Annotated in this window: 36 protein-coding genes and 1 pseudogene; 14 read left to right on the plus strand and 23 right to left on the minus strand. The window is 64.2% G+C overall.

Going from position 1 to position 24948, the window contains the following annotated elements; all coding sequences use genetic code 11:
* The first annotated feature begins 58 nt into the window (after window positions 1-58).
* Window positions 59-1513, plus strand: coding sequence for a diguanylate cyclase (locus tag AXYL_RS10045; RefSeq protein ID WP_013392681.1), 1455 nt, complete (start codon window positions 59-61; stop codon window positions 1511-1513).
* A 68-nt stretch (window positions 1514-1581) separates the two neighbouring features.
* Here AXYL_RS10045 and AXYL_RS10050 read toward each other — a convergent pair whose 3' ends face one another.
* Window positions 1582-2283: a DUF3053 domain-containing protein gene (locus AXYL_RS10050; protein ID WP_013392682.1), complete on the minus strand. Its 702-nt coding sequence runs from the start codon at window positions 2281-2283 to the stop codon at window positions 1582-1584.
* Between the two features lie 192 nt (window positions 2284-2475).
* A complete protein-coding gene (locus tag AXYL_RS10055; protein WP_013392683.1) occupies window positions 2476-3369 on the minus strand; it encodes a LysR family transcriptional regulator in 894 nt (297 codons plus the stop codon).
* A 219-nt stretch (window positions 3370-3588) separates the two neighbouring features.
* On the opposite strand from AXYL_RS10055, the gene AXYL_RS10060 reads away from it, so the two are divergent.
* From AXYL_RS10060 to AXYL_RS10075, 4 genes are read left to right on the plus strand one after another with little or no spacing between them, the layout of a single operon-like run.
* Window positions 3589-4128 carry a TRAP transporter small permease gene (locus AXYL_RS10060; RefSeq protein WP_237709988.1) on the plus strand — a complete coding sequence of 180 codons (540 nt, stop codon included), beginning with the start codon at window positions 3589-3591 and terminating at the stop codon, window positions 4126-4128.
* The gene (locus AXYL_RS10065) at window positions 4125-5396 is read left to right on the plus strand and encodes a TRAP transporter large permease (RefSeq protein WP_013392685.1); all 1272 of its coding nucleotides are present in this window, start codon (window positions 4125-4127) and stop codon (window positions 5394-5396) included. The genes AXYL_RS10060 and AXYL_RS10065 overlap by 4 nt, the downstream gene beginning before the upstream one ends.
* A gap of 56 nt (window positions 5397-5452) precedes the next feature.
* The gene (locus AXYL_RS10070) at window positions 5453-6445 is read left to right on the plus strand and encodes a TRAP transporter substrate-binding protein (RefSeq protein ID WP_013392686.1); all 993 of its coding nucleotides are present in this window, start codon (window positions 5453-5455) and stop codon (window positions 6443-6445) included.
* A gap of 58 nt (window positions 6446-6503) precedes the next feature.
* Window positions 6504-7337 (plus strand): NAD-dependent epimerase/dehydratase family protein, encoded by an 834-nt coding sequence (locus AXYL_RS10075; protein WP_013392687.1) that lies wholly within the window; start codon window positions 6504-6506, stop codon window positions 7335-7337.
* Window positions 7338-7444: 107 nt separating this feature from the next.
* Here the strand turns inward: AXYL_RS10075 and AXYL_RS10080 are convergent, their stop codons facing one another.
* From AXYL_RS10080 to AXYL_RS10160, 18 genes and pseudogenes are all read right to left on the minus strand, one after another.
* Entirely contained in the window at window positions 7445-7642 is a 198-nt protein-coding gene (locus AXYL_RS10080) for a helix-turn-helix domain-containing protein (RefSeq protein ID WP_237709989.1), read from the minus strand.
* Window positions 7643-7698: 56 nt separating this feature from the next.
* Entirely contained in the window at window positions 7699-7878 is a 180-nt protein-coding gene (locus AXYL_RS10085; RefSeq protein ID WP_013392689.1) for a hypothetical protein, read from the minus strand.
* Window positions 7868-8629: a DNA methyltransferase gene (locus tag AXYL_RS10090; RefSeq protein ID WP_013392690.1), complete on the minus strand. Its 762-nt coding sequence runs from the start codon at window positions 8627-8629 to the stop codon at window positions 7868-7870. The genes AXYL_RS10085 and AXYL_RS10090 overlap by 11 nt, the downstream gene beginning before the upstream one ends.
* The gene (locus AXYL_RS34035) at window positions 8629-9648 is read right to left on the minus strand and encodes a hypothetical protein (RefSeq protein WP_013392691.1); all 1020 of its coding nucleotides are present in this window, start codon (window positions 9646-9648) and stop codon (window positions 8629-8631) included. The genes AXYL_RS10090 and AXYL_RS34035 overlap by 1 nt, the downstream gene beginning before the upstream one ends.
* Window positions 9645-10010, minus strand: coding sequence for a hypothetical protein (locus tag AXYL_RS10100; RefSeq protein ID WP_013392692.1), 366 nt, complete (start codon window positions 10008-10010; stop codon window positions 9645-9647). The genes AXYL_RS34035 and AXYL_RS10100 overlap by 4 nt, the downstream gene beginning before the upstream one ends.
* Entirely contained in the window at window positions 10007-11791 is a 1785-nt protein-coding gene (locus tag AXYL_RS10105) for an AAA family ATPase (protein ID WP_013392693.1), read from the minus strand. The genes AXYL_RS10100 and AXYL_RS10105 overlap by 4 nt, the downstream gene beginning before the upstream one ends.
* A 9-nt stretch (window positions 11792-11800) precedes the next feature.
* The gene (locus tag AXYL_RS35270) at window positions 11801-11956 is read right to left on the minus strand and encodes a DNA translocase FtsK (RefSeq protein WP_237710021.1); all 156 of its coding nucleotides are present in this window, start codon (window positions 11954-11956) and stop codon (window positions 11801-11803) included.
* A 114-nt stretch (window positions 11957-12070) separates the two neighbouring features.
* Window positions 12071-12964: pseudogene (locus AXYL_RS10110) on the minus strand (recombination-associated protein RdgC); the annotation flags it as partial.
* 14 nt (window positions 12965-12978) lie between these two features.
* Window positions 12979-14217 (minus strand): hypothetical protein, encoded by a 1239-nt coding sequence (locus AXYL_RS10115; protein WP_013392695.1) that lies wholly within the window; start codon window positions 14215-14217, stop codon window positions 12979-12981.
* 3 nt (window positions 14218-14220) lie between these two features.
* Window positions 14221-15021 carry a RecB family exonuclease gene (locus AXYL_RS10120; protein ID WP_013392696.1) on the minus strand — a complete coding sequence of 267 codons (801 nt, stop codon included), beginning with the start codon at window positions 15019-15021 and terminating at the stop codon, window positions 14221-14223.
* Window positions 15022-15038: 17 nt separating this feature from the next.
* Complete coding sequence (locus tag AXYL_RS10125; protein ID WP_013392697.1) at window positions 15039-15260, minus strand: hypothetical protein; 222 nt, start codon at window positions 15258-15260, stop codon at window positions 15039-15041.
* Complete coding sequence (locus AXYL_RS10130; RefSeq protein ID WP_013392698.1) at window positions 15257-15541, minus strand: DUF3846 domain-containing protein; 285 nt, start codon at window positions 15539-15541, stop codon at window positions 15257-15259. Before AXYL_RS10130 ends, AXYL_RS10125 begins: the two co-directional genes overlap by 4 nt.
* Window positions 15538-15894 carry a hypothetical protein gene (locus AXYL_RS10135; RefSeq protein WP_013392699.1) on the minus strand — a complete coding sequence of 119 codons (357 nt, stop codon included), beginning with the start codon at window positions 15892-15894 and terminating at the stop codon, window positions 15538-15540. The genes AXYL_RS10130 and AXYL_RS10135 overlap by 4 nt, the downstream gene beginning before the upstream one ends.
* On the minus strand, window positions 15891-16127 hold the full coding sequence (locus tag AXYL_RS10140) for a hypothetical protein (RefSeq protein ID WP_237709990.1): 237 nt from the start codon (window positions 16125-16127) through the stop codon (window positions 15891-15893). The genes AXYL_RS10135 and AXYL_RS10140 overlap by 4 nt, the downstream gene beginning before the upstream one ends.
* Complete coding sequence (locus AXYL_RS10145) at window positions 16097-16597, minus strand: zinc-finger-containing protein (RefSeq protein WP_013392701.1); 501 nt, start codon at window positions 16595-16597, stop codon at window positions 16097-16099. Before AXYL_RS10145 ends, AXYL_RS10140 begins: the two co-directional genes overlap by 31 nt.
* A 183-nt stretch (window positions 16598-16780) precedes the next feature.
* Window positions 16781-17167, minus strand: coding sequence for a hypothetical protein (locus AXYL_RS10150; RefSeq protein WP_013392704.1), 387 nt, complete (start codon window positions 17165-17167; stop codon window positions 16781-16783).
* A 148-nt stretch (window positions 17168-17315) separates the two neighbouring features.
* Window positions 17316-17705: a hypothetical protein gene (locus AXYL_RS10155; protein ID WP_013392705.1), complete on the minus strand. Its 390-nt coding sequence runs from the start codon at window positions 17703-17705 to the stop codon at window positions 17316-17318.
* Between the two features lie 30 nt (window positions 17706-17735).
* The gene (locus AXYL_RS10160; protein WP_013392706.1) at window positions 17736-18473 is read right to left on the minus strand and encodes a LexA family protein; all 738 of its coding nucleotides are present in this window, start codon (window positions 18471-18473) and stop codon (window positions 17736-17738) included.
* 20 nt (window positions 18474-18493) lie between these two features.
* On the opposite strand from AXYL_RS10160, the gene AXYL_RS10165 reads away from it, so the two are divergent.
* The gene (locus AXYL_RS10165; RefSeq protein ID WP_013392707.1) at window positions 18494-18787 is read left to right on the plus strand and encodes a helix-turn-helix domain-containing protein; all 294 of its coding nucleotides are present in this window, start codon (window positions 18494-18496) and stop codon (window positions 18785-18787) included.
* Here the strand turns inward: AXYL_RS10165 and AXYL_RS10170 are convergent.
* Window positions 18784-19047 carry a hypothetical protein gene (locus AXYL_RS10170; RefSeq protein ID WP_237709992.1) on the minus strand — a complete coding sequence of 88 codons (264 nt, stop codon included), beginning with the start codon at window positions 19045-19047 and terminating at the stop codon, window positions 18784-18786. The genes AXYL_RS10165 and AXYL_RS10170 overlap by 4 nt on opposite strands.
* Between AXYL_RS10170 and AXYL_RS10175 the strand changes: the two genes are divergently transcribed.
* From AXYL_RS10175 to AXYL_RS10185, 3 genes are read left to right on the plus strand one after another with little or no spacing between them, the layout of a single operon-like run.
* Window positions 19039-19638 carry a hypothetical protein gene (locus AXYL_RS10175; protein WP_013392709.1) on the plus strand — a complete coding sequence of 200 codons (600 nt, stop codon included), beginning with the start codon at window positions 19039-19041 and terminating at the stop codon, window positions 19636-19638. The genes AXYL_RS10170 and AXYL_RS10175 overlap by 9 nt on opposite strands.
* A complete protein-coding gene (locus tag AXYL_RS10180) occupies window positions 19635-20279 on the plus strand; it encodes an HNH endonuclease signature motif containing protein (protein WP_013392710.1) in 645 nt (214 codons plus the stop codon). Before AXYL_RS10175 ends, AXYL_RS10180 begins: the two co-directional genes overlap by 4 nt.
* Window positions 20254-20538, plus strand: a complete 285-nt coding sequence (locus tag AXYL_RS10185) for a hypothetical protein (RefSeq protein ID WP_013392711.1) — start codon at window positions 20254-20256, stop codon at window positions 20536-20538. The genes AXYL_RS10180 and AXYL_RS10185 overlap by 26 nt, the downstream gene beginning before the upstream one ends.
* Window positions 20539-20599: 61 nt before the next feature.
* On the opposite strand, the gene AXYL_RS10190 is transcribed toward AXYL_RS10185, so the two are convergent.
* Window positions 20600-21301, minus strand: coding sequence for a hypothetical protein (locus AXYL_RS10190; protein ID WP_041653119.1), 702 nt, complete (start codon window positions 21299-21301; stop codon window positions 20600-20602).
* Window positions 21302-21351: 50 nt separating this feature from the next.
* Here AXYL_RS10190 and AXYL_RS10195 point away from each other — a divergent pair, with 50 nt between their 5' ends.
* From AXYL_RS10195 to AXYL_RS10215, 5 genes are read left to right on the plus strand one after another with little or no spacing between them, the layout of a single operon-like run.
* Entirely contained in the window at window positions 21352-21960 is a 609-nt protein-coding gene (locus AXYL_RS10195; RefSeq protein ID WP_013392713.1) for a hypothetical protein, read from the plus strand.
* On the plus strand, window positions 21957-23105 hold the full coding sequence (locus AXYL_RS10200; RefSeq protein ID WP_013392714.1) for a DUF1376 domain-containing protein: 1149 nt from the start codon (window positions 21957-21959) through the stop codon (window positions 23103-23105). Before AXYL_RS10195 ends, AXYL_RS10200 begins: the two co-directional genes overlap by 4 nt.
* Entirely contained in the window at window positions 23102-23326 is a 225-nt protein-coding gene (locus tag AXYL_RS10205; protein ID WP_013392715.1) for a hypothetical protein, read from the plus strand. Before AXYL_RS10200 ends, AXYL_RS10205 begins: the two co-directional genes overlap by 4 nt.
* Window positions 23323-23820, plus strand: coding sequence for a RusA family crossover junction endodeoxyribonuclease (locus tag AXYL_RS10210; protein WP_041653128.1), 498 nt, complete (start codon window positions 23323-23325; stop codon window positions 23818-23820). Before AXYL_RS10205 ends, AXYL_RS10210 begins: the two co-directional genes overlap by 4 nt.
* Entirely contained in the window at window positions 23810-24439 is a 630-nt protein-coding gene (locus tag AXYL_RS10215) for a hypothetical protein (protein ID WP_013392717.1), read from the plus strand. Before AXYL_RS10210 ends, AXYL_RS10215 begins: the two co-directional genes overlap by 11 nt.
* Window positions 24440-24480: 41 nt before the next feature.
* Here AXYL_RS10215 and AXYL_RS34845 read toward each other — a convergent pair whose 3' ends face one another.
* Window positions 24481-24927, minus strand: a complete 447-nt coding sequence (locus AXYL_RS34845; RefSeq protein ID WP_148260597.1) for a hypothetical protein — start codon at window positions 24925-24927, stop codon at window positions 24481-24483.
* Window positions 24928-24948: the final 21 nt, after the last annotated feature.

Raw genomic sequence — 24948 nt, forward strand, 5'->3', positions numbered from 1 at the left:
AACCGCTTTCCCCCGACATCCCCTGCGTAGGAGCGCCGTATTGAAGTCTCGCGGGCTTATGCATCGCGCCTTGTATGCATTGGCGGTGCTCGTCGCGATTGGTATCTGCGCGGCTGCGGTCGCGCTGCTCTGGATCGACCGGCGCGCCACTTGGGAATCCGCCCACGCCTCCGCGCGCAACATCACCGGCGTGCTGTCCGCGGATATCAGCCGCACCCTGCATGTCTACGACTTGTCGCTGCAAGGCATGGCGGAACGCCTGCGCGAACCCGGTCTCGACCGGCTCGCGCCCGAAACCCAGCACCGTTTCCTGTTCGACCGGCCATCCACCGCCGAATACCTGGGCGCCGTGGTGGTGCTGGATAAGAACGGCAACATCCGCTACCACTCCGGGGGGCTTGATGTGCCGGACGTGAGTTTCGCCGACCGGGATTTCTTCCAGGTGCATCGGGATGCGGACGACGTCGGCATGTACGTCAGCAAACCGTATCGCAGCCGCCTGCGCGACGGCGACGAGAGCATCGCCATCAGCCGGCGCCTGTCCAATCCGGACGGCAGTTTCGCCGGCGTGGTGGGCGGCTCGCTGCGCCTGGCCTACTTCCGCGACCGTTTCGCCGCGCTGTCGATCGGCGAGCGCGACGAGATCAGCGTCTTCCGCAACGATGGCCTGCTGCTGCTGCGCGCCCCGTACTCGCTGAACGACCTGGGCAGCGACATCGGCATGACGCTGGATTTCCAGCAGTTCCTGATCCGCCGCGAGGGCTCGTTCGAGGGCGCGCTGTCGCCGGATGGCGTGAACCGCTACTACACCTTCGCCAGCATCGAGGACACGCCGCTCATCATCGACGTTGCGATGGACGTGGACGAACTGCTCGAACCCTGGGACCGCCGCGCGCTCTTCATCATCCCGGTGACCACGGCGTTGCTGCTGTCGGTGGTGGCGCTGATCGTGCTGTTCAGGCGCGAGATGGCACTGCGCAAGGCCGTCGAGACGCAACTGGCGATACAGGCGCGCACGGACGGACTGACGGGCCTGGCCAACCGGCGCGCGTTTGACGAGACGCTGGCGCGCGAATGGCAGAATGCGCGCCGCGAACGCGTGCCGCTGTCGCTGCTGTTCCTGGATGCGGACCATTTCAAGCGCTACAACGACCGCTATGGCCACCAGCAGGGAGACCAGCTGCTGATAGCGTTGGCGCGCGTGCTGAAGAAAAAGGCCCGGCGTCCCCGCGATCTGGCGGCGCGCTACGGGGGCGAGGAATTTGTCGTGCTGTTGCCCAACACCAGCCGCCAGCGCGCGGTGGAGATTGCGGAGAGCATACGGCGGACAGTTGCCGGCCTGAAGGTGCCGCACGAGGACGCCGCCGCCGGGATCGTCACGATCAGCGTCGGGGTCGCGACCTCGGTGCCGCAGGCCGACGATACGCTGGCCAGTCTGGTGGAGGCGGCCGACGCTGCGGTCTATCGGGCCAAGGAATCCGGCCGCAACCGCGTGGCGGTCGCAGGGACGTGATCCGGCGCAGCATGAAAAAAGCCCCGCCGCGCTCATCGCGCGGCGGGGCTTTCTAATGCCGCCTGGGCTTAGCGGCCGACCATCACGGCCTGCATGCGCGTCTGCGCCTGCTGCACGTTCTTGGCTTGCGCATTCAGGTCCTGCAGCAGTTTGTTCAGCTCGGCCTGCACGGCGGGATCCTGGACCTTGACGATGGGGCCGGAAATGTCAATCTGCGCGGCGTGCGCGGCGACGTAATCGGCGATCTTCAGGCTGCTGTCGAAGGTCGCGTTCAGTTGCGGCAGCACATCGCGGAAGGTGTCGGCCGGCAGGCTGACGGTCTTCTCGTAGGCCTTGTCGTACACGGCCTTCAGGTCTTCCGGCTGCTTGAGCTGCGCGCGCGCGGCGTCGGCCTTGGCCTGCTGCTCCTTCAGCGCCGCGCCCATTTCATTGAGCGAAGCCTGCACGGTCTTCAGGTCGTCGCGACGGGTCACGATGTCATTCAGCGAGCGCATCGAGCCTTTCTGCATGATGCCGGACAGGGGCTTGACCGAGGCATCCATGCCAGCGTTGAAGTCCGTGATCACCGCATATTGCGCCGCGTAGTCGCCGAAGGACTTCTTCTCTTCATCCGTCAGCTGCGGGACGCGCACGCCGGGCTTGTCGACGATACGGGTCTGCAGGAACTGCGTGAACGCGGCACGCTGTTCGGGTTCCTTGTTGCCGCAGGCGGCCAGCATCAACGGCAGCGCAGCGGCCAGCACCAGGAACGGACGGAATAGGGACTTCATCGCATCGAACTCCTAAAAGCGAAGTAAAGAAATAGTCAGGGTATACCCTGAAGGCGCCCGCAGCTTATCGGGTCGTCTTCCTTGCCGCCATTGCTTTCAGAATTGTTTGCAATCGAATCGTTAAGAAACACAATTCACACATAATGAAGTGAAATCGCGACGACGACCTGTTACGCGTGCGCGCGTCGCGCCTTATTCCTGGACGGCGATTTCCCGCAATGCCGCGGTCAGCAGCTCCGCGGAACGGGACAGCGAGCGGCCCGCGCGCCGCAGGATGCCGATGTGCCGGTATAGCGGCGGGCCGCTGATGGCAACACAACGCAGACGGTTGGTATCGCCTTCGCGGGCTGCCAATTCAGACAGGATGGCTACGCCGAGTCCTTGCGCCGCCATTGCCAGCACGGTCGAGTTGTAGACCACCTCATACGCCGCCGGCAGCGAAATCTTCAATTTATCGGCCGCCGCTTCGATGTGCGTGCGGATGCTGCTCTCCCGCACCGGCAATATCAACGGATGCTCGGCCAAGTCCTTCAGCGTCACCGTGTCCGGCGCGGCCCAGGGGTAGTCGTGCGCCATGTAGGCGCAGAAGCGGTCGGTCACCAACTGCTCCCAGACCAATTCCTGATCGCGCTTGATCGGGCTGCCTATTCCAAAGTCGACCTCGCCGCTGCGGGTCATGTCGTTGACCCGGGAGGCCACCGTGTCGCGCACACAGACGGTAATGCGAGGGTAATCGCGGTTCAGCCTGTGGATGGCCTGCGGTAGCAGGCCGGCGGCCAGTGAGGGCAGCACAGCGACGGTTACGGTGCCCCGTTCCCGATCGCTGGTGTCGCGGGCATGGGTGACCAGGTCTTCGATTTCGGCCACCAGCTTCTCGATCCGCGGAAAGAGCTCCTGGCCCCGGGGTGTCAGGCTGACGCTGCGGTGGTTGCGATCGAACAGCCGCGTGCGCAGATGGGACTCGAGCTGCTGGATCTGTATGGTCAAAGCCGACTGCGAAATATTCAGTTCGTGAGCCGTCCTGGTGAAGTTGCCCAGACGCGCAATCGTGAGGAAGGCGCGCAACTGTTTGAGATCACTCAACATTATCGAAACTCCGGTTCAAGGCAGGACGATTCAACAATCGTTTTTTTGGAAAAGAATGTTCTGTTATTTGAATTTTACGAATCGCATGCCGCTGAGTATATTGCCTATCGAACGCCTGGCTCAAAAAGGCGGCGAATAAATAAATGAGACAAAGAGGGAGGGCTCCGCATGGCCGGACATTGTGCCTCACGCCAGAGGCTTCAAACGCTGCAGCGAATAATGGATTCGATAAACGCCGCAGCTGAAAAGTGCGCCGGACTTTTTCTTATAGGAATGGTCCTGGCTATTTCAATTTCTGTATTTGTACGGCTGCTCTACACCTATACGGGTATTCCTTTTTCCACGCCCTGGGCGGAAGAACTGGGCCGCTTCATGATGGTCGGAAGCGTCTTCATCGGCGGCGCCGTCGCGACCTATCGCCTGCGGCTGATCGGCGTCGATGCCTTCATAGGCATGGTGCCGGAGTCGGTCGCCCGCTGGCTGCGCGTGGTGGCGCATATCCTGACCTTGATGCTGGCGCTGCTCTTGGCCTGGAAATCGATCAGGCTGATAGAACTCGGCATGAGGCAGACATCGCCCGCGATGGAAATGCCCATGGCATACATCTACATATTCATGTTCATTGGCTGCGTGCTCATGAGCCTGAATACCTTCACGCACGTCATCAAGGAATTGCTGAGCGTTGAAGTATCGCAGCAGGGCGGCGAGGCGGAACGAGTTGCCGCCGCCATGCAAAACAGTGAAGGAGGGGCGCTGTGATTCCGGTTCTGTTCTTGTCATTTACGGCGATCCTGATCATCGGTGCGCCCATCGTCACCGCCCTGGGCATGTCGGCCGCGTTCGCCTTGCAGGCGGGCGACCGGTCGCTGCTCATCGTGGCGCAGATGGCGTTCCAGTCGCTGGATTCGTTCAGTCTGATGGCCGTGCCGTTCTTCATCCTGGCCGGGCATCTCATGTCCTCGGGCGGCGTGGCTACCAGACTGGTGCAACTGGCCAATGCCTTCGTCGGCTGGATCCGGGGCGGCCTGGGCGCGGTCGCGGTGCTGACCTCGCTGCTGTTCGCGACGGTTTCCGGTTCATCGTCCGCCACGACCGCGGCGATCGGCTCCGTGCTGATTCCGGAAATGGAAAAGAAGGGCTATCCGAGGTCATTCGCGGCCTCCATTGCCGCATCCTCCGGCGAGCTGGGGGCGATCATTCCGCCGTCGATCCCGATGATCGTGTACGCCTTGACGGCCAACGTATCGGTCGGGTCGCTGTTTCTCGCGGGCATCCTGCCGGGGCTGCTGATCACCGTGTCGCTGATCCTGACAGTCTGCCTGGTCGCCCGCTTCCAGGGTTTCGATGAAGTCACTGCGGTGAGCTTTGGCGGGTGGCTGAAAGGCGTCCTGGTAGCCCTGAAGGATGCAACGCTGGCGCTGATGATGCCGGTCATCATCCTTGGGGGAATCTACGGCGGCTTGTTCACCGCCACGGAAGCCTCCTGCATCGCGGTGCTTTATGGGCTGGCGCTGGGGCTGTTCGTCTACAAGGAAATAACGGTCAAGGATCTGCTGGGCATTTTCGCGCGCTCCGCGGTGATGTCTTCCATCATCCTGCTGATCGTGGCCTTCGCCGCCGTGTTCGCGTACCTGCTGACGATCAACCAGGTGCCGCAGCAGGTCGCTGCCATGCTGGGGTCCGTCACGACCAATCCGATCGTGTTTCTGCTGCTGGTGAACGTCATGCTGTTCCTGGTCGGCATGTTCATCGAGGCATTGGCGGCGATCCTGATCATCGTGCCCATCCTGGCGCCCATCAGCCTGACTTTCGGCATCGATCCCATCCACTTCGGCATGATCGTCATCACCAATCTGGCGGTCGGCATGGTGACGCCTCCGGTCGGCGTGAACCTGTTCGTGGTGTGTGAAGTTGCCCAGTTGAAAATGCACCAGTTGGCGAAGTACCTGGTTATCTTCCTTGCCGTGCTGGTGCTTGATGTCCTGATTATTTCTTACGTGCCCGCCATTAGTACTTTTTTCTTATAAAAAATAATCCGGCCGCCTGACGGCAGCGCCTGTCGGGCGGCTGGAAAATCGAGGAGATGGATGTGAAGCTATTCAAGAAACTGTTTGGCGCCGGCGCCCTGAGCGCCCTCATGTTTGCCGCGCCGTCGCATGCCCTGAACATGGATGTGGGGCACACGCTCACGACGGACAGTCCGTTTCACGTGGGGGCGCAGAAGTTCGCCGACGTGCTGAAGGCGAAATCGAACGGGAAAATCACGATTTCCGTGTTCCCGCATTCGCAACTGGGCGGCGAACTGACCATGATCCAAGGCGCCGTGGCCGGCGCCACCGACCTGGTCATCACGGGTCAGCCGACCTTGAACGGCATCGTCAAGGAATTCCTGGTCTTTGACTCGCCGTTCCTGTTCGACAGCGTGGAGCAAGCCAACCAGATCCTCAACGGGCCGGCGGGCGACAAATTCATGGAAGTCCTGCCCAAGTACGGCCTGGTCGGCCTGGGCTGGTTTTCGGCAATCGAGCGCAACGTCTTCGGCAACAGGCCCGTCAACTCGGCTGAAGACCTCAAGGGCATGAAGATCCGCGTCATCCAGTCGCCGGGTTACGTCGAAAGCTACAAGGCCCTGGGCGCGCAAGCGACGCCCATGGCTTATTCGGAGCTGTATCTGGCCCTGCAGCAGAAGGTGCTCGACGGCGGCGAAACCACGCCGGACCAGTTTGTCTCGGACAAATTCATCGAGGTGTCCAAGTACTTCAACATGACGCACGTCAACATCCATCCGGCGCTGCTGCTCATGTCCAAGGATCGCTGGGACCGCTTTTCGCCCGCGGAACAGAAAATGATCAAGGAGTCCGCGGACGAGGCCATGGCTTACGCCCGCGACTATTACAAAAAGGTCTACGACGAGGGGATGAAGACGATGCAAACGAAAGGGGTGTCCATCGTCTACCCCAGCAATCTCGATTCCATGGTGCAGGCTACGCGGCCCGTTGTGAAAAAGCTCGTCGGCGAAGCCCCCAATGGCCAGGCGCTCTATGACGCGCTGATCGCCGCCAAGCAGAAGCAGTAACGGGCGCGAACGGCACAGGCCCCGGCGCTTTCATAGTCAAGAGAAACTGGACAGATTGATGACACCTTTCAACCAACCCCAAAACCTGCGCGTGCTGATTACCGGAGCAGCCGGAAATATCGGCCTTTGCCTGCGCTCGCAGCTGCGCGGCCGCTATGCCTTGCTGCGTTTGGCCGACATCGCACCGCAGGAACCGGCGCAGGCAGGCGAGGAAACCTGCACCATGGACGTCCGGGACATCGAGTCCCTGGAACGCTGCATGGAGGGTATTGACTGCGTCATCCATCTGGCCGGCATTCCCGGCGCCGATGTCTGGGAAAAAATCCTGCCCATGAATATCGAGGGTTGCTACAACGTATTCGAGGCGGCCCGGCGCCAGAACGTGCGCCGGGTGATTTTCGCGAGTTCGAATCACGCTATCGGCTACCACCGGCGGGAAAAGTTCCTCGATGACACCGTGCAGCCCAGGCCGGATTCTCTGTATGGCGTATCGAAGGTATTCGGCGAGGGCCTGGGCCGGATGTATGCGGACAAGTACGGCATGTCCGTCGCCTGCTTGCGGATCGGGACCTTCCGCACGCCGGACCGCCCGAGCGAGGCGCGGCAGCTATTGACCTGGATCAGCCACCGCGACATGGCGCAACTGGCGGCGCGTTGCGTGGAGCACGAGTCCTATCATTTCACCGTGGTCTATGGGGTGTCGAACAACCTGCGCAACCGCTGGGACAATTCCAACGCGAAATTCCTGGGCTACGCGCCGCAGGACGATTCCGAGGTTTTCGCCGCGGAGATCCTGGCCCAGAACATCCCCGAGGATCCCATCGCGGCGCAGTTCCATGGGGGCTTTTATTGCCCCCTGGAATTCGTCGGCACCACCGACAGGATTTCCTGAAATCAGACCAGGATGATGTCGTATTGTTCTGGAATAAAAAGCTAGAGCCTTTATTCGTGCGGGTTAGCGGGGCGTTCTTATTGTTGGTTCTGCCCCTGGCTACCCATTTAGCTACCCATCTGAGGGGTGCTGGCCTCGTCGTCATCGGCTGACGGCACCATGCGCGCCAGCATAGCATTCAGCGATGCCGCAGTGATGCCGACCGAGCGGGTCTTGCCGATCTTCCCCTTGACCAGCTCGCCACGATCGCACATGCGATAGATCGTAGCGACGGACACGCCCAGGGCCTGGGTAGCTTCGTGCACGCGGTAAATCAGCTTCGGCGCCGCGGCCGGTGCTCGGTGTTGGGCTGCGTGTGCCATTACTGCTCCTTGTTGTCGGTGGTGCGGACTGACAGAAAAAACGCATGCCAGCCAAAGATCACGGAGAGGATCGCCAAGGCAAGAATCGCCCACGCGGTTACCGAAGCACCTTCAATACGGGCGACGGCTGACAGCACCAATTGCCCCAGAGCGGCGAGAAAATAGGACTTAGCACTCATCCGCGCCTCCGTCGTTGTGCTGCTTAGGGTGGGACACAGGGAACAGCGGCTGTTGCCGTTGCGCCGCCTCAATCCGGCGGCATGCTATGTCGAAGTACGAGATCTGGGATTCGATCCCGAAGAACGCTTCGCAGCCGGTCTGGACGGCTGCCACGCCCGTGGATCCGCTTCCCATGTAAGGGTCAACGAGCCGGCGTGGAAATCCAGCCTGCTCGATGCTCCACCGCATGAGAATTTCTGGCTTCTGCATCGGGTGATGGCGCTTCTGGCCGGCGGTGACCTCATGCCGTGCTCCTTCGCCGACGCACAGACCGTCCCACAACAGACGGAACATGCGCAGCGGGCCATTGGGATTGACGTTCGTCCATGCGGTCTCACCGTCACCCTGCGAGCGGATTTTCCCGGTCGGCACCTTGTCCCAAACAAGCAGCCGTCCCTGGGGGAGCAGGTGGCCGAACTTGTGCGCGCCCCAGATCAGGACCGAAGGCGCTAGATCAAGCAAGTGCGAGGGGTCGAAAGGCTCGTCGTCTCCGTCGATCTCGGCGTGCAGATTGGGTAGGACGCGCAGGGTCTTTCCATTCCGCTGAACTACAGACGATTCCCGGCTGCCGCCCTTGTAGAACGTGTTCACCTTGTAGGCCTGGCCGTAAGGCGGGTCGGTGATCACCGCGTCTACCTGCGGCAGCGTCGGCAGTATTTCCCGGCAGTCCCCGCAGTAGACCGTGGCAATGCCGATGTGCTCGACGCGCATCACTTGTCTCCCTTCTTCTGGGGAGGAAGCTCTTTCAGCCGCTTTTCGAAGACTACCGCCGCGTCAGCAAATACATCCGCGAGGTAGCGGGTTGGCGCGCCCATGTACTCCTCGGTGTAGGCATTGCGGCACCGCTTCTCATCTGCGCGCATCTGCTTACCGTTCCTGGCAAGGCTTTCCCTAACCATCCAGCCGCGCTTATCGCAGGTCATCCATTCCGGGCTCGGCTCCTTCTGCGCTCCCGGTTGCGCGGACAGGGCGGCGCGGGCGCGTTTCTCCTGCGGCGGGCGAAGCTTCGCCACGCCGCCCGAGGCTGCGTCATCTACGATCCACTGAAGGACTTCCCGCATCTTTTCGTCCACATCTTCCGATGCCGCTATTCCGGCATCGCGCACCGCCTCGCTGGCCTGGGGCGCGGCATCCTCCAGCCCGTGAAGTACGTCTTCATGGACAATGCGGAGCGGGATCACCTCCGCTTCATCAGTGATCCAGCCGCCCAGGTCATGGTCGTAGCGGTAGACGAGCAGTTCCCGTTCATGCCAGGGCTGATCTGGCTTTCCGCCTAGGTGGGGAATGGTGTAGCTGTCGTAGGGGCCGCCATATGTAGGCACCATCCCGAGTTCAGGGTGTTCCAGGGCCATAAAGAACGGCCGGCCGGTGATCGGGCATTTCGGGGGCGCGAGATCCTCCTGCGCCTCCCCAGGCGCTACCGGCACCGCATGCGCCCCGGTATAGATGCAGTGCGATCCCTGCCATACGCCTACGCTTACGCCGCGAGGGTCGGGGTCTAGGGATACGGTGATGACGTCCTGTGCGCTGGAGGGAGGGGTGGGAGCAGCGGCGAGCATGCCTTGGACGAGCATGCTGCTGCAGCGTACATCCGCGTCGAGCCGGTCCATAAGGTGAAGGGTCGTGCGCAGATCCTGGCGGCCGACGCGGCAGGTGTTCGGGTCTTCGCCGGCCGCCGGCGCGGCGTAGGATGCCTCGCGCAGGCGCGCAATAGTCGTGTGAAAGCTCATGCTGCGAGTTCCCTCCAGGTGACGATGTTGCTTGCGGCGGGCGTCAGGTGCGGCTGTACGTCGGCGGCGCGGGCCGCGATGGTGCGCATGGCCAGGTCAAAGCGCATGGGCCGACGAACTACCGGGCGATACGGCGGGGGCGTCACGCCGGCGCGGCTGACGTCCAGGAAGCGCAGGAAGAAGGGCAGCAGGGCCGCGGGGGCGTGGTCCGGCGCCGCCCAGCCCATGCGCTTGGCGATCAATTCGGCCATCTGGACGTTGCTGGTGGACTGCTTCAAAGGAACGCCAAGCAGGCGCAGCTGCTCGGCCGTCATTCGCCGTGCGGTCTGCATTTCCGAGGAATGGTGGCGGATGGTGGTCATGCGGCCTCCTTGAGCTTGGCCGGGCCGGCATGGCCCTGATCAATCCAGTGGACCGTGAAGGCGTCGGAAGGCGCTGACGGCGCCGCCTTGAGCGTGCCCAACAGGAGGATGGTGTCCATGCGACCGTCGGTGGCCAGGGCGTCGACCAGCCCCAGGGCATCGCCGCGGCCGGGCAGGTCCAGGACGTCGAAGCGGTCCAGGATCAGGCAGCGCAGGCCCGAGATCTCGGCCAGCGCCGCGCCGATCAGCGCATCCACGCGCCAGCGTTCGGATTCCGACAGCAGGCGATAGGGCCGGCCGCCCCAGGTGATGCCTATGTCCGCCGCGATAGCCGGCGTCAGCCAGCCCGCCAGGCCGGCCAGGTCGGCCAGTTTGGCGTTGAACGGCTGCAGGGCTTCGGCGAGGATCTCGCCCGGGATGCCATCGGGCGACAGGGCGTCGCCGATTGCCAGCCAGGCCAGCACGTCGCCGTGATAGCGGGTGGCGCTGGCTGTGCGCTCTGCGGCGCCAGTGGCGGCCTGCTTGGCGTTCAGCAGCGCCTGCACGCGCTCGTCGATTGCCTTGCGCTCGGCGCGCAGCGCGGTCACCTTGGAGCGGGCCGCTTCGACGTCGGCGGGCTGGATCTCCTCCGGCGCAGCTTCGTCCTGCAGCTGGGCGGCTGCCGCTTCGGCCGCAGCGATGTCTCGGCGGTCGTTCTCGACGCTGCGCGCCATCAGGTCGCGGGCTTCGATGGCCTTGGGTAGTGCGGCGGAGGCCTCGGCATCGCCCGTGGCGTCCAGGCTGCCGTATTGCTCTTCGTACGCCTTAAACGCCTTGAGGATACGGACGTCCAACTCGCCGGGCAGCTGGAAACTGATTTCTTCGATGTTGTAGACGTCATCGAGGCAACGGGCGAGGTCGTGCACCAGGCCTTCACGCGGCCCGGTTCCTGCCTTCGCCTGCAGCGCGTCGACCCGTGCGACCAGCTTGGCGTGCTCGGCCTGGTCGAACTCCAGTTTCTGGCGCAGTGCCGGCAGTTTGGCGGCCTGCGCCTTACGGTTGGCGACCTGGTCACGCGCGGCCGCATAGGCCGCCGCCTTTTGTTCCAGTGCGCCCAGCGCCTTGGTGTTCTGCTCCAGCTTGGCGTCCACGCCGGCCAGCGCCGCGCGCTCGCCCACCAGCGCGGCCTGGTCGAACGGCGGGACGTCGGCGGCCCAGCCCTCGGCCTTCTGGCTGCCCCACTGCTCGCCGGTTGCAGCCTTCCAGGCGCCCTTGGCCTCGGTGGCCTGCTGCTTGGCATATTCGGCGCCGGCCGCGAAGCCGCTACGTAGAATGGGCTTGATTCCAGGGACGAGGAGGGGACTGCAGCCGCGGGCCAGCAGGCGGCGCTCGATCTCGTCGGCCTTCACGTTCGTGCCGCTCAGGGCGAACAGCAGGGTGCGGCGCTCGTCCGCCTTGGCCGCGGCGAAGCGCTCGGGCGCGAGGACGTAGGGCAGGGCCGGCGACGTAGGTAGCAGGGGCTCCCCCGACTGCGTGCCCTTCGGCAGGCTGATTCCGACGGCGCCGTCGTCCAGATCAAGCGCGATTGCGCCAACCTTCGCGCCGTCCGTGACCAGCGCGCCGAATTCCTTCTTCAGGCCGACCCGCTCGGGCGCGCCCAGCAGCGCCAGCCTTACGGCCTCCGCGATGCTGGACTTGCCGGCGCCGTTCGGGCCGGCGATCAGCGCCGCCGGCGTGCGAAGGTCCAGGTCCACGGCACGCGCTCCCTGGAAGTTCTCGATGGTGATGCGGTTGATTCGCATGATCGCTCCTTAGGTTCGCAGCTCGCGGCTGCCGTTGGATTGCATGGCCGTGACCAGGCCGGCAAGCTCCATGGATTCCAGGAGGCGGGCGGCGCGGTTGTAGCCGATGCGCAGGTGGCGCTGAACAAGGGAGATGGAGGCGCGGCGATGTTTGCGCACCACCATGACGGCGTCGGTGTAGAGCGGGTCGATGGCATCGTCGGCGTGGTCGCCGTCGTCGTCGCCTTCGAGCTGCAACTGGCCGGCCGTCGGCGCGGCTTCGGTAGTTGCCGAATCCTGGATCTGTTTTTCGCCGCCCAGGGCGTAGACGAGCTCGGCCAGCAGCTTGGCGATCTCGCCGGCCATCAGCAGGAATTCCGCGTCGAAGACCTCGGCGTCGGTGTCTTCGGCCGGATGGTTCTCCTTCAGCGTGTCCAGCGGACGGATCTTGCGGATATCCAGGTCTTCGGTCAGCTCGAACGAAATGCGGTCGTTCCAGGTCATGGCCAGACGCGTGCACTGCTTGCCGGACTGGATATGGCGGCGCACGTCGTCGGCGTCGATCGAGTGCTTGACGTAGCGGATGGCGGCGCCGCTCTGGCCCGAGGCGCGCAGTTCGGCGTCTTGGTCGATGGTGAAGTTCGCCGGAGCCTCGTCTTCGGCAAGCCAGCCTGTCATAGCGGAGGCGGGCGACTGCGCGACGTACAAGTTCTCGATCGGGAAGGGGGCGATCGATTTCGCCAGCATGCCGATGACCATGTCAGCTTTCGAAGGCGTGCTGGTGTCGATGATCAGCCAGCGCTCGATCGGGTCGATCCAGAGGCGAATATCGTCATACTGCGTCAGCGCCGTGGGCAGCTTCTCGTCGATGATCCGTTCGCGGATCTCCTTCATCTGCTTGCGGCCCACCTTGTAGCCTTGCTGCTGCTCAATTTCCAGGGCGCGCGCAGCCGCGGCTTGGCTGATCGCCTTGCCGGGCAGCAGCTTGGATTCGACGCGCAGCGTGAGCAGCAGCTTGCCGCTCACGGCGTGCGCCAGCTCAGCGCCCTCGCGCGGCGGCACCCATCCGAGCGTCTGGAGTTCCAGCTGGCCGCCGGGCACGAAGGCATGGGCGGCCAGTTTGTCGTTCAGGTCGTCCAGGTTCCAGAAGGGCTGGGCCGATGTGAGTCGGTAAATCTTGGCGGTCTTGAACATGGCGGCTTCCCCCCCTATTCCGGTGCGGCCATGCGGCGGCGGGTGGTGCCGGTGGGGCGATGCTGTTGCTGCTGAGCCTGTGCTTGCTGCTGGGCCTGCTGCTCAGCTTGCCGGACCATGGCAATGCGGCGCTCCCGGTAGATCTGGTGCAGGCGCGCGCGCTCGCCCAGGTCGTTGACGCCCTCGATCGAGTCGCTGGCCAGGTCCAAGACGTCGATCGACCTGGCGTTCTGGATCTGGTGCTCGACCTTGGCGGGATCCAGCCCCGGATCCTCTTCGGCGCCCGGCAGCTCACCTTGCTGACCCTCGGCTGGCGCCGCCTGAGAGGCAGAGGCGGCCGTTGCCGCGCCCTGCGCCGGGCTACCGACCTCGGTTTGCGCCTTCGCGGGAGAGGTGTCAGGGTTCGCGGCCGGTTCGCGCACTTCCAGGTCTGTCGTGTCGGCGGCAGCGGCAGCGGACTGACGCGGGGCGGGCTGTGCGGTGGCGCGCAAGTCGTCCACGTTGACGCTGATCGTGCCGTCGGGGCCGGTGGTCGCTTCGATGATGTCCTGTGCTTCCTCGACCGATTGCAGGCCCATCAGCAGCTCAGGTGCGTACAGCTTGCCGAAAAAACTGGCCGTGCGGTAGCGCAGCATGACTTCTTCCATGGTCTGCCACTTGCTGCCGGACTTGGTGTACCAACCCTCCTTGACGGCCATTTCGATTGTTACCTTTGGGGATTCGAGGCGCTCGCCCGTTTCCTTCTCGACGGCCCACGCCACGCAAACCTTGTCCCGGATGGTGACGGTTCGGGTGCTTGTTTCGCGCTGGCCGTTGTTCCAGCTGGTGGTGGTGTAGGAAACCTCCTTGTCACCCAGGTCTTGGATGTCGAAGCGCAGCGGCGAGAATCGGCTGCATCCGTTGATGGCGGCGATGATCCACTGTGACGACCAGGACGGCCGACCCTCGACGATGTAAAGGTTCTGCATGACCATCAGCGGGTCGGCACCCATGCGCTGCGCCATGTTGAGCGCGACAACGGAGTTGGCCAGTGCGTTGGGGTTCTCGCGGGATTCTTTGACGTTGCCGTAGCGGTCCAGCTTCTCGATCGTTTGGCGGTAGGCGACGGGCACCAGGGTGCTGCTCGACAGCAGGCGCGCGGCGCGCTGCATAAGTTCGAAGCCCTGGAGACTGCCGAAGCCGGGGGCGACGATGGGCATTTGCGATTCAGGCGAGGCGGCCCGCAGGCCGTGGACGGTGGTGGTCTGGGACATGGTTCAACCCTTGAATTTGCAGGTGGGGTGGCGCGGGCAGTACTTGCCCGAACAGAGGACGGACTTGGGATTGCCGTAGAAGCTGCCGCTGTGGACGAGGCGGGACGCGTGCTGCAGGAGGCCCGGGCTATCGTCGGTGCCCACGAGCGCGTCGCGCGCGCCGGAGATATCACCGGTACCGACGCGCTGCGCAGTTGCCGTCTTGCCGGTTTGCAGGCCGATGATCTGCGCCGGCGCGGTGATCTGTTCGCCGATGGCGTGCTGGGCCAGGATCTCGTACACGCCCATCTGCGGGCCGTGCCCAGCGGTCGTGACCGTGCCGTCCGACCCGACGGCGCGGGCGCCGCTCTTGAGGTCAGCAATGCCCAGCTCGCCGCTGGCGGTGCGCCGGACGCGGTCCGTCGTACCCGTGAGCGCGATGCCCAGGTCCGAGATCTCCATGCGGTCGCAGGTCAGCTCCACCGCGACGTAATCCTGGTGCGGCGCAATCTGCGAGCAGTAGCGCGTGTGCAGCGCAAGGCCGATGCGCTCGGCATCGTTCGGGCTGGCGTCGTCCCAATCGACCTCCTCGTCGGTGCCATGGAGAGACTTCACGAACTCGCCGGCGGCGTCGTCGGCGGTGATGGGGCTGCCGTCCAGCTTGGCCTGGTCGAAAGCGGCCGTGCCGGCGTGGATGGCCGTGCCCAGGCGCGCGGCGCCAGATGACGGCATGCGCATGCCCAGCAGGTTCTTGGCTTCCCAGCGGGCAGGGCAGTCGAAGAGTTCGGCCAGGCTGGACGCACGGATCGGGATGATTCGTTGCATGGTGGGGACTCCGGGGATCAGTTGGGGGCGTGCGCCGCGGAGGCGGCGTTCGCGGGATAGGAGGTGGCGGCGAGCGCCTGCGACGTGGGGCTTGCGTCGAGGGACGGTCCCAGCACGCCGGTAACGAACGCGAGGAACACCGTTCCGCCGACGAGGGCGGCGCCATAGGCGGCCAGGTCCAGGTCGCGGCCGGTGCGGCGCGCGCGGCGCCAGAGGGCGAGGAGGCGGCGAGTGCTCATGCTTCCCTCGCGTAGTCGGAGTCCGGCACGATCACGACGTCTCCGCGGATCTGGTGGGGAACGCCACGGGCATCCTGGTACAGGCGTGTGGCCGCCGGGTTGACGGGCAGGTTTTTCAGGATCCCTTCGTCATCGACCAGCATCACGTGCACGCGGTCGGCGAGGCTGACGGTATCCAGCGCATCGGCGCCGATCATCTGGCGGACGTCCTGCAGGGCGTGCGGCCCGTGCAGTTCGGTTTCGGCGCCGTCGGCGCGGATCAGCTTGCGGATGGCCTTCATGCCCGGCTCCCTTGCTCGGCGTCGAGGGCGGCCTGGGCGATCTGCGCCAGTTCGGAATCGCGATCCAGGTAACCGGTCGCGCCGCCGGCGACCTGCGCCAGCGCCGTGCGAAGCCGGGCGTTGGCCAGGCGCAGCTGGTGGTTCTTCGCCTGCAGCAGAGCCTCGCCGACCATCTTGGGCTGGTCGTGCTCGGAGGCGACGAACGGGCGGCCCTGCAGCGCCGCTTCGGCGCGGCTGGCGATCCAGCGCAGGCGCCGCGTCTGCGACGAGCTGGCGCGTGCCGTGCGCATGATGTGGTCGAGCGCGTCCTGGTGGACATCGGTCGTCCGTGGAAGTTGCTGGGGTGCGTTCATAGCGGGCGGTTCTCCGTGGTGGGGGCTCCAGCGCGGATCTGCCGGCTGGGCATGCAGTCGAAAGTGACGCGGGTGGTGGGCGGGAAGACGGCGAGGACGTCGAGGCATTCGGCCTGCGTGGCGAAGCGCTCGATCACCATGACGGGCGGACGGTCGTGGCCAGCGGGCAGCAAGGCCAGCAGCACCCAGAGCGTGGCGGCGGTCATGCGCGGCTCCCGAGGGCCATCCGGCATACCTGGCCGGCGCGCTCGGCCTGGTCCTGGCCGAACATGCCGAAATGGCAGATGGACGGCGCGATTCCGAGGGCCTTCGCCAGCCAGGCGTAGGAGGCATTGCGGTCGTTGCCGAAGCGTTCGCGCGTCAGGCGCTGGAAGACGGCCTTGGCGTTCTTGCGAGCCGCGATGGTTTCCCGGCCGGCCATGATGCCCAGCGGCAGGTCCGTGTCAGGGTGCAGCCCGACGTAGGCCTGGCATTGCGCGCAGCGGTAGACATAGGGCCAATCTCCGAAGGAGTGGCCGTTGTAGATTTCGCGGTTGTTGGTCAGCTTGACCGGCCCGTTGCAGCAATGGCAGGTCTCGGGCGGTTCGATGCGATCGCGCACGCGCGCCAGGGCGCGCCGCGACACATGGGGGAGAGGGGCGGGCGCCTGCAGCTTGGTCTTGCTCTTGCTGCGCGGGTCCACGCCGAGGACGGTGATCGTCATGCTTGTGCGCTCCAGGGGTCGGTGCGGCGGCGATATGCGGCATAGATGTCGAGGCCGCGCGCCATCGCGTAAGCGATGGGGAGAAGGAGTAGGGCGACCATCATTTGCGCGCCCTCCGGCGAGCCGCGATGAGATCGCGGATTTCGAAGTACAGGGCCAGGGCGCCGACGATCAGGAAGCCCATCAGAGGGCCTCTCCGGCGTCGGGTGTGGCGCGCTCCATCAACATGCGGGCGCGCTGCAGGAGCTGGGCGCGCAGCTCGGCGACGCCGGCGACGCCGGGGGCGCCGGCGCGCTGGTCAAAGGGCCACTTGCTCAGCGCGGAGAGGGCGACGCCGGCAGCCGCCTTGGGCGCCAGATCGCACTGCAGCGTTTCAAGCCACCAATCCAGGGGCTGGCCGAGAACACGGAAAGCTCGGCCGGCGAAGAGCTCGAATAGGGCGCTGAGGATCTGCTCGTCGGAGATCCGGGACGCCCGCACGCTGCCCTCGCGCGGGAAGCGGCCGTGGTCCGCGGTGCGGCTGGGGTCGTCAGGACGAGCGGCGTCTGACGGGGCGATGTGGGGTTGCATGGCAATCTCCAATTTTGCGTGATACGCATATATTGAAGTGCATAATACGCAAATTTAAAAATGCGTCAAGCGCATTTTTGTGCCAGATGCAAATTAGGCCGCCTTTCTGGGGCGGCCTAATTGGGCTGAGCTGCGGGAGGGTGGGGGACTACCTATCCTCGATGGATATGGACCGGGGGCCAGAAGGTGGGTATGTGCAGATTGCCCGCTGGGGCAGGAGGTTGCCGAAGCCGTTTTTGGCTTCGAAATCCAGACGAACGACTACAGTGCCGTCGCTCCTAGTTAGGGCAGCTCCGCCGAGCGTGCTGAAGCTCACGGACGAGGGGAACTTGGCGCCTTGGCGGGTGCTCGCCTGGCAGTCTGCCATGGCGTCATTTTCCGAGAGCGCGGCCCGCGGGCCTGCAGGCGTCGTGGGCGTCTTGCTGTTTTTGGTGATCATTGTCGCGATCACGGCGGCGACTACAGCCACCGCCAGCCCCGCGATGAACTTGCGCTGCGCTTGTTTCCGGCGGTCGGCCAAACTCGTCGGTGCTTTCATGTCTCCTCGCGTATTGAAGCGGCGGCCAGGTCAGCGCCGCTTTCGATAGCGGCGGTGTTCCACCATGGTGCCAATGATCTGGACCTGAGTGTAGTCGGACCGCACGGACGGGTAGTCCGGGTTCAGCGGCACCAGCTCAAAGACCACGACGCCTTTCTCATTGACGCCGCGAGGCCGGTACTTCTTGAAGGTCGCCTCGTGGTCGCCGTTCTTGGCGACAACGAAATCGCCGGGCAGCGGCTCGACCGATGGGTCAATGACGACGAGGTCCCCTTCGTTGAAGGACTCCTCGCTCTGCGGGCTGTACATCGACAGCCCCTTGATGCGGAGGGCAAAGGCCGAGCGCGATAGGTCTAGATCGGTCAGCAACCAATCATCAGGGTTTGTATAGGGGACAACGGACTCCGTTAGGGCGCCGGCCTGGACGTAGCTCAGTACCGGAATGCGGCGACTGCCCAAGGCGGTCAGCTCCACATTGGACTCTTTCTCAACGCCCAGGAACAGCTCGCCGACCGGGCAGCCGAGCGCCGCCGCAATCTTGGCAAGAATTTCGTCGCTATAGCCTTGCTTCCCGCGCTCGAGTCGAGACACGTTCCCGACATCGCTGCCGATTCGGTTTGCAAGATCCAAGATCGTCCAGCCCAACGCTTTGCGTCGCTGGCGAATGTTATCCCCGAGGCTCATGGCGAGATTGTCCGCGCGCGACTGCGTGTGACGCAAAGCGCATTGCGCATATTTGGCATCGGGATTAATATGCGTCACACGCATAATTTTAAGAGCGACCTTCTATGACCACTCCTTTGCGCCGGGCGCGAGAGCAGCGCCAGCTCACCATCCAACAACTGGCCACGGCCGCGGAAATGGACCCCGGGAACCTCAGCCGCATCGAGCGCGGAATTCAGGTCCCCTCGAAGGGCCTGGCCGAAAAGCTGGCGCGGGTGTTGGAGGGCACGGTCAGCGAGATCGAGATCATCTACCCGGAGCGATTCCCGGTTCAGCCGTCCCCCGTCTGCGGGGGCGGCGCGGCGCCGCCCGCTGAGGCGGGCCAGGGCGCACGTGTTGCTGACGGGACCCACGGCTAATGCAGGCTTACCGACGCCGCCGGCGGAGGTTCCCCGTCCGCGCGGTCGTCCGTCTCCATGCACAGCCGGTCGAACACGGCGCGCACGGTGGCTTGGTCTGCCTCGCCGAAGACGTTGTCAGCGATCTCCTTTGCCAATTTCAGCAGCGCAAACGTCGCCTGCGCCGCTTCATCTTTTCCCCGCCAATCCATTTCCTTTCCCCCGGCTTCTGTTGCTGTGGCGGAAATGTAACTGCCCGGAGTACCTGACGCATGCGACATGAATCGCACAAAACCCTGATCGCCATTTTGCGGGAGCACACCTCGGCATGGCGCAAGTCCCTGGACTGGTCCCGCGAGACGATGGCAGAGCACATCGTCGCGGCTCACGAGCGACTGAACGGCCCCGCCAGCACCGGAATTCGCTTCGAGCCGAACACCCAGGACACCTTCGGGCGCCTGAAGGTGAACGCAGACCGCGTGTTTCGTTGGCTGGACGACGAGTCCAAGGACTCGAACCTGCTGCCGGCCAACTTCATCCCGTCGATCCTGGCGGCCATGCCGCACGACCGGCGCCGGCATTGCGTGGACGACGTGCTGCGGCCGCTGGGCCTGGCCGTGCGCACGCTGGCGCTCGAAGCCGGCGAAGGGCTGGCCCAGGGGCAGGTGACGAACCTCATGCGCGAGCAAACCGAGGCGGCGGCCGCCGCCGTGGCGTTGCTGGACGCGAACGCCACGCCGGAGCAGATGGTGAACGCGCACCGTGAGCTGTCGGAGTCCATTGTGGCCGCCCGCAATGTGCGCGCGGCGGTCGAGGGGCAGATGGCGCAGGCCGGCATTGATGTGCCCGCCAAAGAGGCGGATCCGTCATGAAAGGTGGTTCTGGCCAAGTGCGCCGCCCGTGGACAGAAATTGAGCGCGCGGTGTTGCGCAAGTTCTACCCGGATGCGCCCACTTTCGTACTTGCCCAGGCGCTGGGGCGGCCTCTGACGCAGGTCTACCAGCAGGCGAGGAGGCTCGCCCTGCTGAAGTCCGCGGCGTACCTGGCCAGCGAGGCGGCTTGCCGGCTTCACCGGGGCGATCACGTTGGCGCCGCCTTCCAGTTTCCGAGGGGCCACCAGCCTTGGAACAAGGGAAGGAAGGGCTTATCGATGGGGGGGCTTGCCACAAGGTTCAAGGCTGGCGCCATGCCCCACAACCATGTGCCGCTCGGTACGGAGGTCAAAGACCGGGACGGCTACCTGAAACGCAAGGTCGCCGAGCCCAAGACTTGGGTTTACGTCCACCGCTACGAATGGGAACGCGTGCACGGCCCTATCCCCAAGACCCATGCGCTGGCCTTCAAGGACGGCAACAAGGCGAACGTTTCCCTCAACAACCTGGAGCTGCGCACCAAACGCGAAGTGATGCTGCGCAACTCCGTCCATAACTTGCCGCCCGAGCTGGTCGAAGTGATCCAGCTGCAGGGCGCGCTGAAAAGGAAGATAAATGGCAAACATCGACGCGCTGCGTGATCACCTGTTTGCGACTCTCGCAGCCTTGCGCGACCCCACGCAGCCGATGGATATCGATCGTGCGAAGGCCGTGTCGGAGGTCGCTCAGACCATCATTAATTCAGCAAAGGTCGAGGTGGACTTCATGCGGCAGACCGGCCAGACAGCTCCGCCCAGGTTCCTACTGCCGGAGGGGCAAGCGCCGGCGGAAACCACCGCGACCGCTACTGGCCTCAAGGAAGTGTCGGCGGGCGTGACGCGGCACAGGTTGGGGGGATAGGGCATGGCATTTCGGAATCGAACCTACCTGCCCGCGTCGAGTATCTGGGCGCGGTCAATTGTTATGGCGCCCGCTGTGCACCGAGGGGAGCGTCATGCCTAGCGTCCGCGATGGAAGTTCCGTAGAACTCATTGCGCAGCTCGGTTTGTCGTTGCAAAGCGTCATCAGCGATGGAGCGGATCGGCTCGATGCGCCGACGGGCTCCGTCGGAGTTCTCGTTAGCGCCTGGTGCCATGGGTATGCCCGTCATTTCATCAATTGCCCTAACAACATGCTGCACCTGCGATCGCATTTCAAACGCCAGCATTACCCGGCGGGTGCTACCAAGCTCGTGATGCGGCAAATTGTCGAATGCGGCAAGCGTCGCGGTGAAGGTTGGTGCCAGGTACTTTTTCCATATCCGGATGAAGTCGACGTATTCATGCCCATCGGCTGCCTGCTTGAGTGTGAAGATCTCCTTGTGGAGCTGAACTACGACAGCTTGGCTGCCTTCCTCCGACCTGGTTCTCTGGAGATGGAAGATTTCAAGAGCATGATCACGCGCCTTGCTTGCCTGTCGTTCCCCAAGCCAATAAGACGCAACGATGGCGATGATAGATCCAACGGCCTGAATCCAAGACGCAGCGTCGGAGCTGCTCACGGGGGCATAGGCGCCCGTGGCCGGGGAAAAAATGAGCGTCAACGCCCCGACTGCGCCAACGAAACCCGCAAGCGCGAGCGCAAGTCCAATGACGAAGTATCTGGCCAGCTTCTGAATTTTCATGAGTTCTCCGCTGTAGTGCCGCGCCATATTACCGCGGCTGAGGGGGCTGCATGACCTGGTCCGAGAACTCCATCGCCCGCGCGTTGGTGCGGCAGACGTTCAACCGGAAGTATCTTGTCGTCGTACCGAACTGCAACTGGACCGGCCACGAATGCGACCTGCTGGTGGTGACAGAGAACCTGCGCATCATCGACGTCGAAATCAAGATCAGTCGTTCAGATCTGAAGGCCGACGCCAAGAAGGAAAAGTGGTGGCACCGCGAGCACCTCGGCTACTGGCCCACCGTGACGGAGCTGCGCCACAGCAAACTGTCGAACGACCTGGCCGAGGTGCGCCGCCACCGCAAGTCCCGATACAAGAGCACGCCCAAGGACTGGCCGCGCAAAGTCTGGAAGCACTATTACGCGCTGCCGAAGGAGATCTGGTGCCCGGATCTGCTCGCGGCGCTTCCGAGCAGCCAGAGTGGTGTCTTGTTGCTGGACCGCGACGGCTACCCGCGCTCAGTCGGCCAAGCCATGCGCGTGGACTGCGTGCGCCGTGCTACGCCGAACCGCGACGCGGCGCCAATCAGTCCGGCTGCGGCGATTGATATCGCGCGCCTGGCCAGCCTGCGCATGTGGGATGCCTACGCGCGTCTGGAGCAACGGGAGGCTGCATGACAGATTTCGAACAGTTGCTGGCGCCTCTGACCCCGCCAGATTGTGACCTGCGCGACTTCGCCTTCATGCCCCTGGACGTGGCGCGCCTGCGCGACAGCGACCTGGCCATCCAGGTGTGCGCTGAAGAGTTCCGCGCAGCGGTTCTGCTCTGGTGCGCGGCTTGGCACCAGGTGCCGGCGGCGAGTCTGCCCGACGACGACAAGGCCCTGGCCGCGCTGGCCGGCTATGGCCGCGTCGTGGCCGAATGGCGCAAGCACCGCGAGGGGGCGCTGTATGGCTGGGTGAAGTGCGACGACGGGCGCCTGTACCACCCGGTGGTCGCTGAGAAGGCCCGCGACGCGTGGCAGGCAAAGCATAAGCACGCCCACGACAAGCTGGTGGATCGCGTCCGGAAAGCCAACAAGCAGCGCGAACAGCAGCAGCTTCCACCCTGGATTGTTCCGTCGCTTGAGGACTGGATTGCTGCCGGCTTTCCGCTGGAAAGTGAACTTTTTCCGACGGAAAGCAAAGACGCTTCCAGCGGAAAGGCTCGGAAGACTCAAAAGCAATCCTCTGGAAATCCTCCGGAAAACGCTCTTAAGGGAGAGGGACAGGGAGAAGGATATAAAAAAGATATAGCGGCAGCGGCGTCTCTCGCGCAGGTACGCGACCCTGTGGACAACTTCCCGCCGCCGCCCGCCGCTGGTGTCGAATCCACTGCTGCGCACTTCGCGCAGCTGCTGGACCGCTGGGAGCGGGAACGTGGCAAAGCCGGCGCGTTCCACCCAGGTGATCCGTTGCTGCTCGCCTGGGCTGATGCCGGCGTTACCAACGCCGAGCTGCAGGCCGCCCACACCAAGGCGGTAAAGCGGCGCGTGAAGGCGAACGACCAGGCCCCCGTCAACGTGGGGCTACTCGACGCCATCCTGCCCGAGGTGCGGGTGAAGCCAGGGGTGACCAGCGCTGTCGCACGCGCCGAGACGCGCCAGGATCCGGCCGCCTGGGCGTTGACCTGGTCCGGCCTGGTCGCACAGGGCGCCGACCTCGGCATCGTGCAGCAGCAGGGCGAGCTTGACCCGGTGTTCAAGGTCCGCGTGCACACCGCAGCGGGCCTGACCGACGCCGACCGCGCGCGGCTCTTCGCGGACTACGGGGTGCGCGTATGACCGCCACCGTCCAATGCGTCGCCTGCAAGCGCTTCACGCTGCGCGAGTCCCCGAGGTACGCCGAGCTGGGCCTGGGGCGCTGCTCCGGCATGGCTGATCGCCCCGGCACCTTCGTCAGCCCGTCCTATCCCCGGCAGTGCCCGGAATACCAACCTGCGCCGGCGGAAAAGACCGCCGCGCGTATCGAATGGCTGCGCGACCAGCGCAGCGAGGGAGCATGATGTTGGAACCCATCGTTTTCACTGTGCCCGGCGTGCCCAGGGGGAAGGGCCGCGCGAAGTCCAGCTCGCGCATTGGCCGGGATCCCAAGACCGGTGCGGCGCGCGTGTTTACGCGCCACTACACACCCGAGGAGACCGCGGCGTACGAAAGCCTGGTCAAGCTGGCAGCAGCAAAGGCCATGGCTGGACGCGAGGCCTATACCGGGCCAATACGGCTGGACCTGGCCATCGTGCTGCCGATTCCGCAGTCCTGGCCCGGCGTGCGCCAGCGCCGCGCTGCGGCGGGCGAGATTGCGCCCACCGTAAAACCCGACGCCGACAACGTCGAAAAGGCCATCAAGGACGGCCTGAACGGCGTGGTGTACCGCGACGACGTCCAGGTCGTGCAGGACAGCAAATCCAAGGTCTACGGGGCGGTGCCCGGCGTCATCGTGACGGTCACCTACCTCGATCATCTGGAACCCGCCCAAGGAGTGAAAAAGCATGTCTCGTGAAGCCGGAACCTTTTCATGCCCCGAGCATGCGATCGCCGTGGCCTACCTGATGCTGGCCTATCCGATCGAGCCGAAGAACCCGACGCAGCTGATCTGCGAGGCCCTGCAGGATCTGTTCGACGTGGAGTACGAGCGCAAGCCCTTGTCGGGCCTGTCGCCGCATGACTGGCACGCGCAGGCCGTCTTCACGGTCAAGGTGCTGGAGCGAACGCTGGGCGATGGCATCGGCTTTCACATCCTGCAAGCGCAGTACGGCACGGGCGAGGATGGGGCCGCCAGCGCGCGGCGTGTGTCGGAGTGGTTGAACCCGGAGGCGCCGGCCGTCAGCGCCATGCGCGAGCTGGTGGACCTGCTGGTCACCAACATCTTGCGCGGTCGGCCGCGAATCCGTGACCTCTCAGATCGCTTCGACCTGCCGAAGTCCAACATCGGTCGGCTCTCATCCGCGTATAGGGTGCTGGTGGAGGGCGCGCGCCGGGCGGCGCTGAAGCGGCTGGACGTGCAGATGCGTGATGCTGACATCGTGGTGGACTTGGAGGGCGGCGCCACTCCCACCGCGCTTGACAATGTGGGACAAGATGAGCAGAATTCACCCAGACTCGTAGCAAGTACGACCTGATGAAACGCCCCGGCCAGAAACCGGGGCGTTTGCATTTTTGGCTATCGGCCGATCAGGCGGCAGTTTGATTGGGTGAACTTGGCTTGCGCGAAGGCCCGCCGTTCATCCATGTACTTGTCCAAACTGACAGCTTTGAAGTCATGAAGAGCCGCCTGAGTCGCGCTCTCGAAAATGCGGCCGAGAATGAAGTCGCTGCTCGGACCGCTCAGCGCGTCGAGGACGCCCATAGGAACCTCTGAGCTGATGTCGCTCGAATCTATGCGTCCCGCTTGCATGTCTTTCAGAAACTGTCGCCCCTGAGTCATGCCGTGAAGAAACAAGCGTTCCCCCGCCGCCGAATCACCAACAACGGTTGCTAAGGCGTGGCACTCAAACGCCGCCCAGGTAGCGCGCCCTGCCGAGGCGGCTTGTAGGGAGTCGGAATTAGCCGATGCCGCGATCGGAACAACGGCAAGGCAGAAGGCGAAAACCGCTGTTCGTGGCGACATGGCGAGTCCAATCAAACCAAA

The sequence above is a fragment of the Achromobacter xylosoxidans A8 genome (assembly GCF_000165835.1).
Classification (GTDB): domain Bacteria; phylum Pseudomonadota; class Gammaproteobacteria; order Burkholderiales; family Burkholderiaceae_B; genus Achromobacter; species Achromobacter xylosoxidans_B.

Bases quoted from the DNA above. Each gene is read 5' to 3' on its own strand.
- AXYL_RS10045 (WP_013392681.1), top strand. From the start codon at position 59: ATGCATCGCGCCTTGTATGCATTGGCGGTGCTCGTCGCGATTGGTATC.
- AXYL_RS10140 (WP_237709990.1), bottom strand. From the start codon at position 16,127: ATGCCGGATGGCCCTCGGGAGCCGCGCATGACCGCCGCCACGCTCTGG.
- AXYL_RS34035 (WP_013392691.1), bottom strand. From the start codon at position 9,648: ATGAGCTTTCACACGACTATTGCGCGCCTGCGCGAGGCATCCTACGCC.
- AXYL_RS10130 (WP_013392698.1), bottom strand. From the start codon at position 15,541: ATGAAGGCCATCCGCAAGCTGATCCGCGCCGACGGCGCCGAAACCGAA.
- AXYL_RS10060 (WP_237709988.1), top strand. From the start codon at position 3,589: ATGGATTCGATAAACGCCGCAGCTGAAAAGTGCGCCGGACTTTTTCTT.
- AXYL_RS10160 (WP_013392706.1), bottom strand. From the start codon at position 18,473: ATGCGTGTGACGCATATTAATCCCGATGCCAAATATGCGCAATGCGCT.
- AXYL_RS35270 (WP_237710021.1), bottom strand. From the start codon at position 11,956: ATGGTGGTGCGCAAACATCGCCGCGCCTCCATCTCCCTTGTTCAGCGC.
- AXYL_RS10070 (WP_013392686.1), top strand. From the start codon at position 5,453: ATGGATGTGAAGCTATTCAAGAAACTGTTTGGCGCCGGCGCCCTGAGC.
- AXYL_RS10100 (WP_013392692.1), bottom strand. From the start codon at position 10,010: ATGACCACCATCCGCCACCATTCCTCGGAAATGCAGACCGCACGGCGA.
- AXYL_RS10200 (WP_013392714.1), top strand. From the start codon at position 21,957: ATGACAGATTTCGAACAGTTGCTGGCGCCTCTGACCCCGCCAGATTGT.
- AXYL_RS10150 (WP_013392704.1), bottom strand. From the start codon at position 17,167: ATGCAACCCCACATCGCCCCGTCAGACGCCGCTCGTCCTGACGACCCC.
- AXYL_RS10075 (WP_013392687.1), top strand. From the start codon at position 6,504: ATGACACCTTTCAACCAACCCCAAAACCTGCGCGTGCTGATTACCGGA.
- AXYL_RS10050 (WP_013392682.1), bottom strand. From the start codon at position 2,283: ATGAAGTCCCTATTCCGTCCGTTCCTGGTGCTGGCCGCTGCGCTGCCG.
- AXYL_RS10135 (WP_013392699.1), bottom strand. From the start codon at position 15,894: ATGAACGCACCCCAGCAACTTCCACGGACGACCGATGTCCACCAGGAC.
- AXYL_RS10165 (WP_013392707.1), top strand. From the start codon at position 18,494: ATGACCACTCCTTTGCGCCGGGCGCGAGAGCAGCGCCAGCTCACCATC.
- AXYL_RS10170 (WP_237709992.1), bottom strand. From the start codon at position 19,047: ATGTCGCATGCGTCAGGTACTCCGGGCAGTTACATTTCCGCCACAGCA.
- AXYL_RS10090 (WP_013392690.1), bottom strand. From the start codon at position 8,629: ATGCGCGTCGAGCACATCGGCATTGCCACGGTCTACTGCGGGGACTGC.
- AXYL_RS10190 (WP_041653119.1), bottom strand. From the start codon at position 21,301: ATGAAAATTCAGAAGCTGGCCAGATACTTCGTCATTGGACTTGCGCTC.
- AXYL_RS10055 (WP_013392683.1), bottom strand. From the start codon at position 3,369: ATGTTGAGTGATCTCAAACAGTTGCGCGCCTTCCTCACGATTGCGCGT.
- AXYL_RS10085 (WP_013392689.1), bottom strand. From the start codon at position 7,878: ATGAGTGCTAAGTCCTATTTTCTCGCCGCTCTGGGGCAATTGGTGCTG.
- AXYL_RS10105 (WP_013392693.1), bottom strand. From the start codon at position 11,791: ATGCGAATCAACCGCATCACCATCGAGAACTTCCAGGGAGCGCGTGCC.
- AXYL_RS10120 (WP_013392696.1), bottom strand. From the start codon at position 15,021: ATGCAACGAATCATCCCGATCCGTGCGTCCAGCCTGGCCGAACTCTTC.
- AXYL_RS10180 (WP_013392710.1), top strand. From the start codon at position 19,635: ATGAAAGGTGGTTCTGGCCAAGTGCGCCGCCCGTGGACAGAAATTGAG.
- AXYL_RS10115 (WP_013392695.1), bottom strand. From the start codon at position 14,217: ATGTCCCAGACCACCACCGTCCACGGCCTGCGGGCCGCCTCGCCTGAA.
- AXYL_RS10205 (WP_013392715.1), top strand. From the start codon at position 23,102: ATGACCGCCACCGTCCAATGCGTCGCCTGCAAGCGCTTCACGCTGCGC.
- AXYL_RS10125 (WP_013392697.1), bottom strand. From the start codon at position 15,260: ATGAGCACTCGCCGCCTCCTCGCCCTCTGGCGCCGCGCGCGCCGCACC.
- AXYL_RS10210 (WP_041653128.1), top strand. From the start codon at position 23,323: ATGATGTTGGAACCCATCGTTTTCACTGTGCCCGGCGTGCCCAGGGGG.
- AXYL_RS10175 (WP_013392709.1), top strand. From the start codon at position 19,039: ATGCGACATGAATCGCACAAAACCCTGATCGCCATTTTGCGGGAGCAC.
- AXYL_RS10215 (WP_013392717.1), top strand. From the start codon at position 23,810: ATGTCTCGTGAAGCCGGAACCTTTTCATGCCCCGAGCATGCGATCGCC.
- AXYL_RS10195 (WP_013392713.1), top strand. From the start codon at position 21,352: ATGACCTGGTCCGAGAACTCCATCGCCCGCGCGTTGGTGCGGCAGACG.
- AXYL_RS10155 (WP_013392705.1), bottom strand. From the start codon at position 17,705: ATGAAAGCACCGACGAGTTTGGCCGACCGCCGGAAACAAGCGCAGCGC.
- AXYL_RS10145 (WP_013392701.1), bottom strand. From the start codon at position 16,597: ATGACGATCACCGTCCTCGGCGTGGACCCGCGCAGCAAGAGCAAGACC.
- AXYL_RS34845 (WP_148260597.1), bottom strand. From the start codon at position 24,927: ATGTCGCCACGAACAGCGGTTTTCGCCTTCTGCCTTGCCGTTGTTCCG.
- AXYL_RS10185 (WP_013392711.1), top strand. From the start codon at position 20,254: ATGGCAAACATCGACGCGCTGCGTGATCACCTGTTTGCGACTCTCGCA.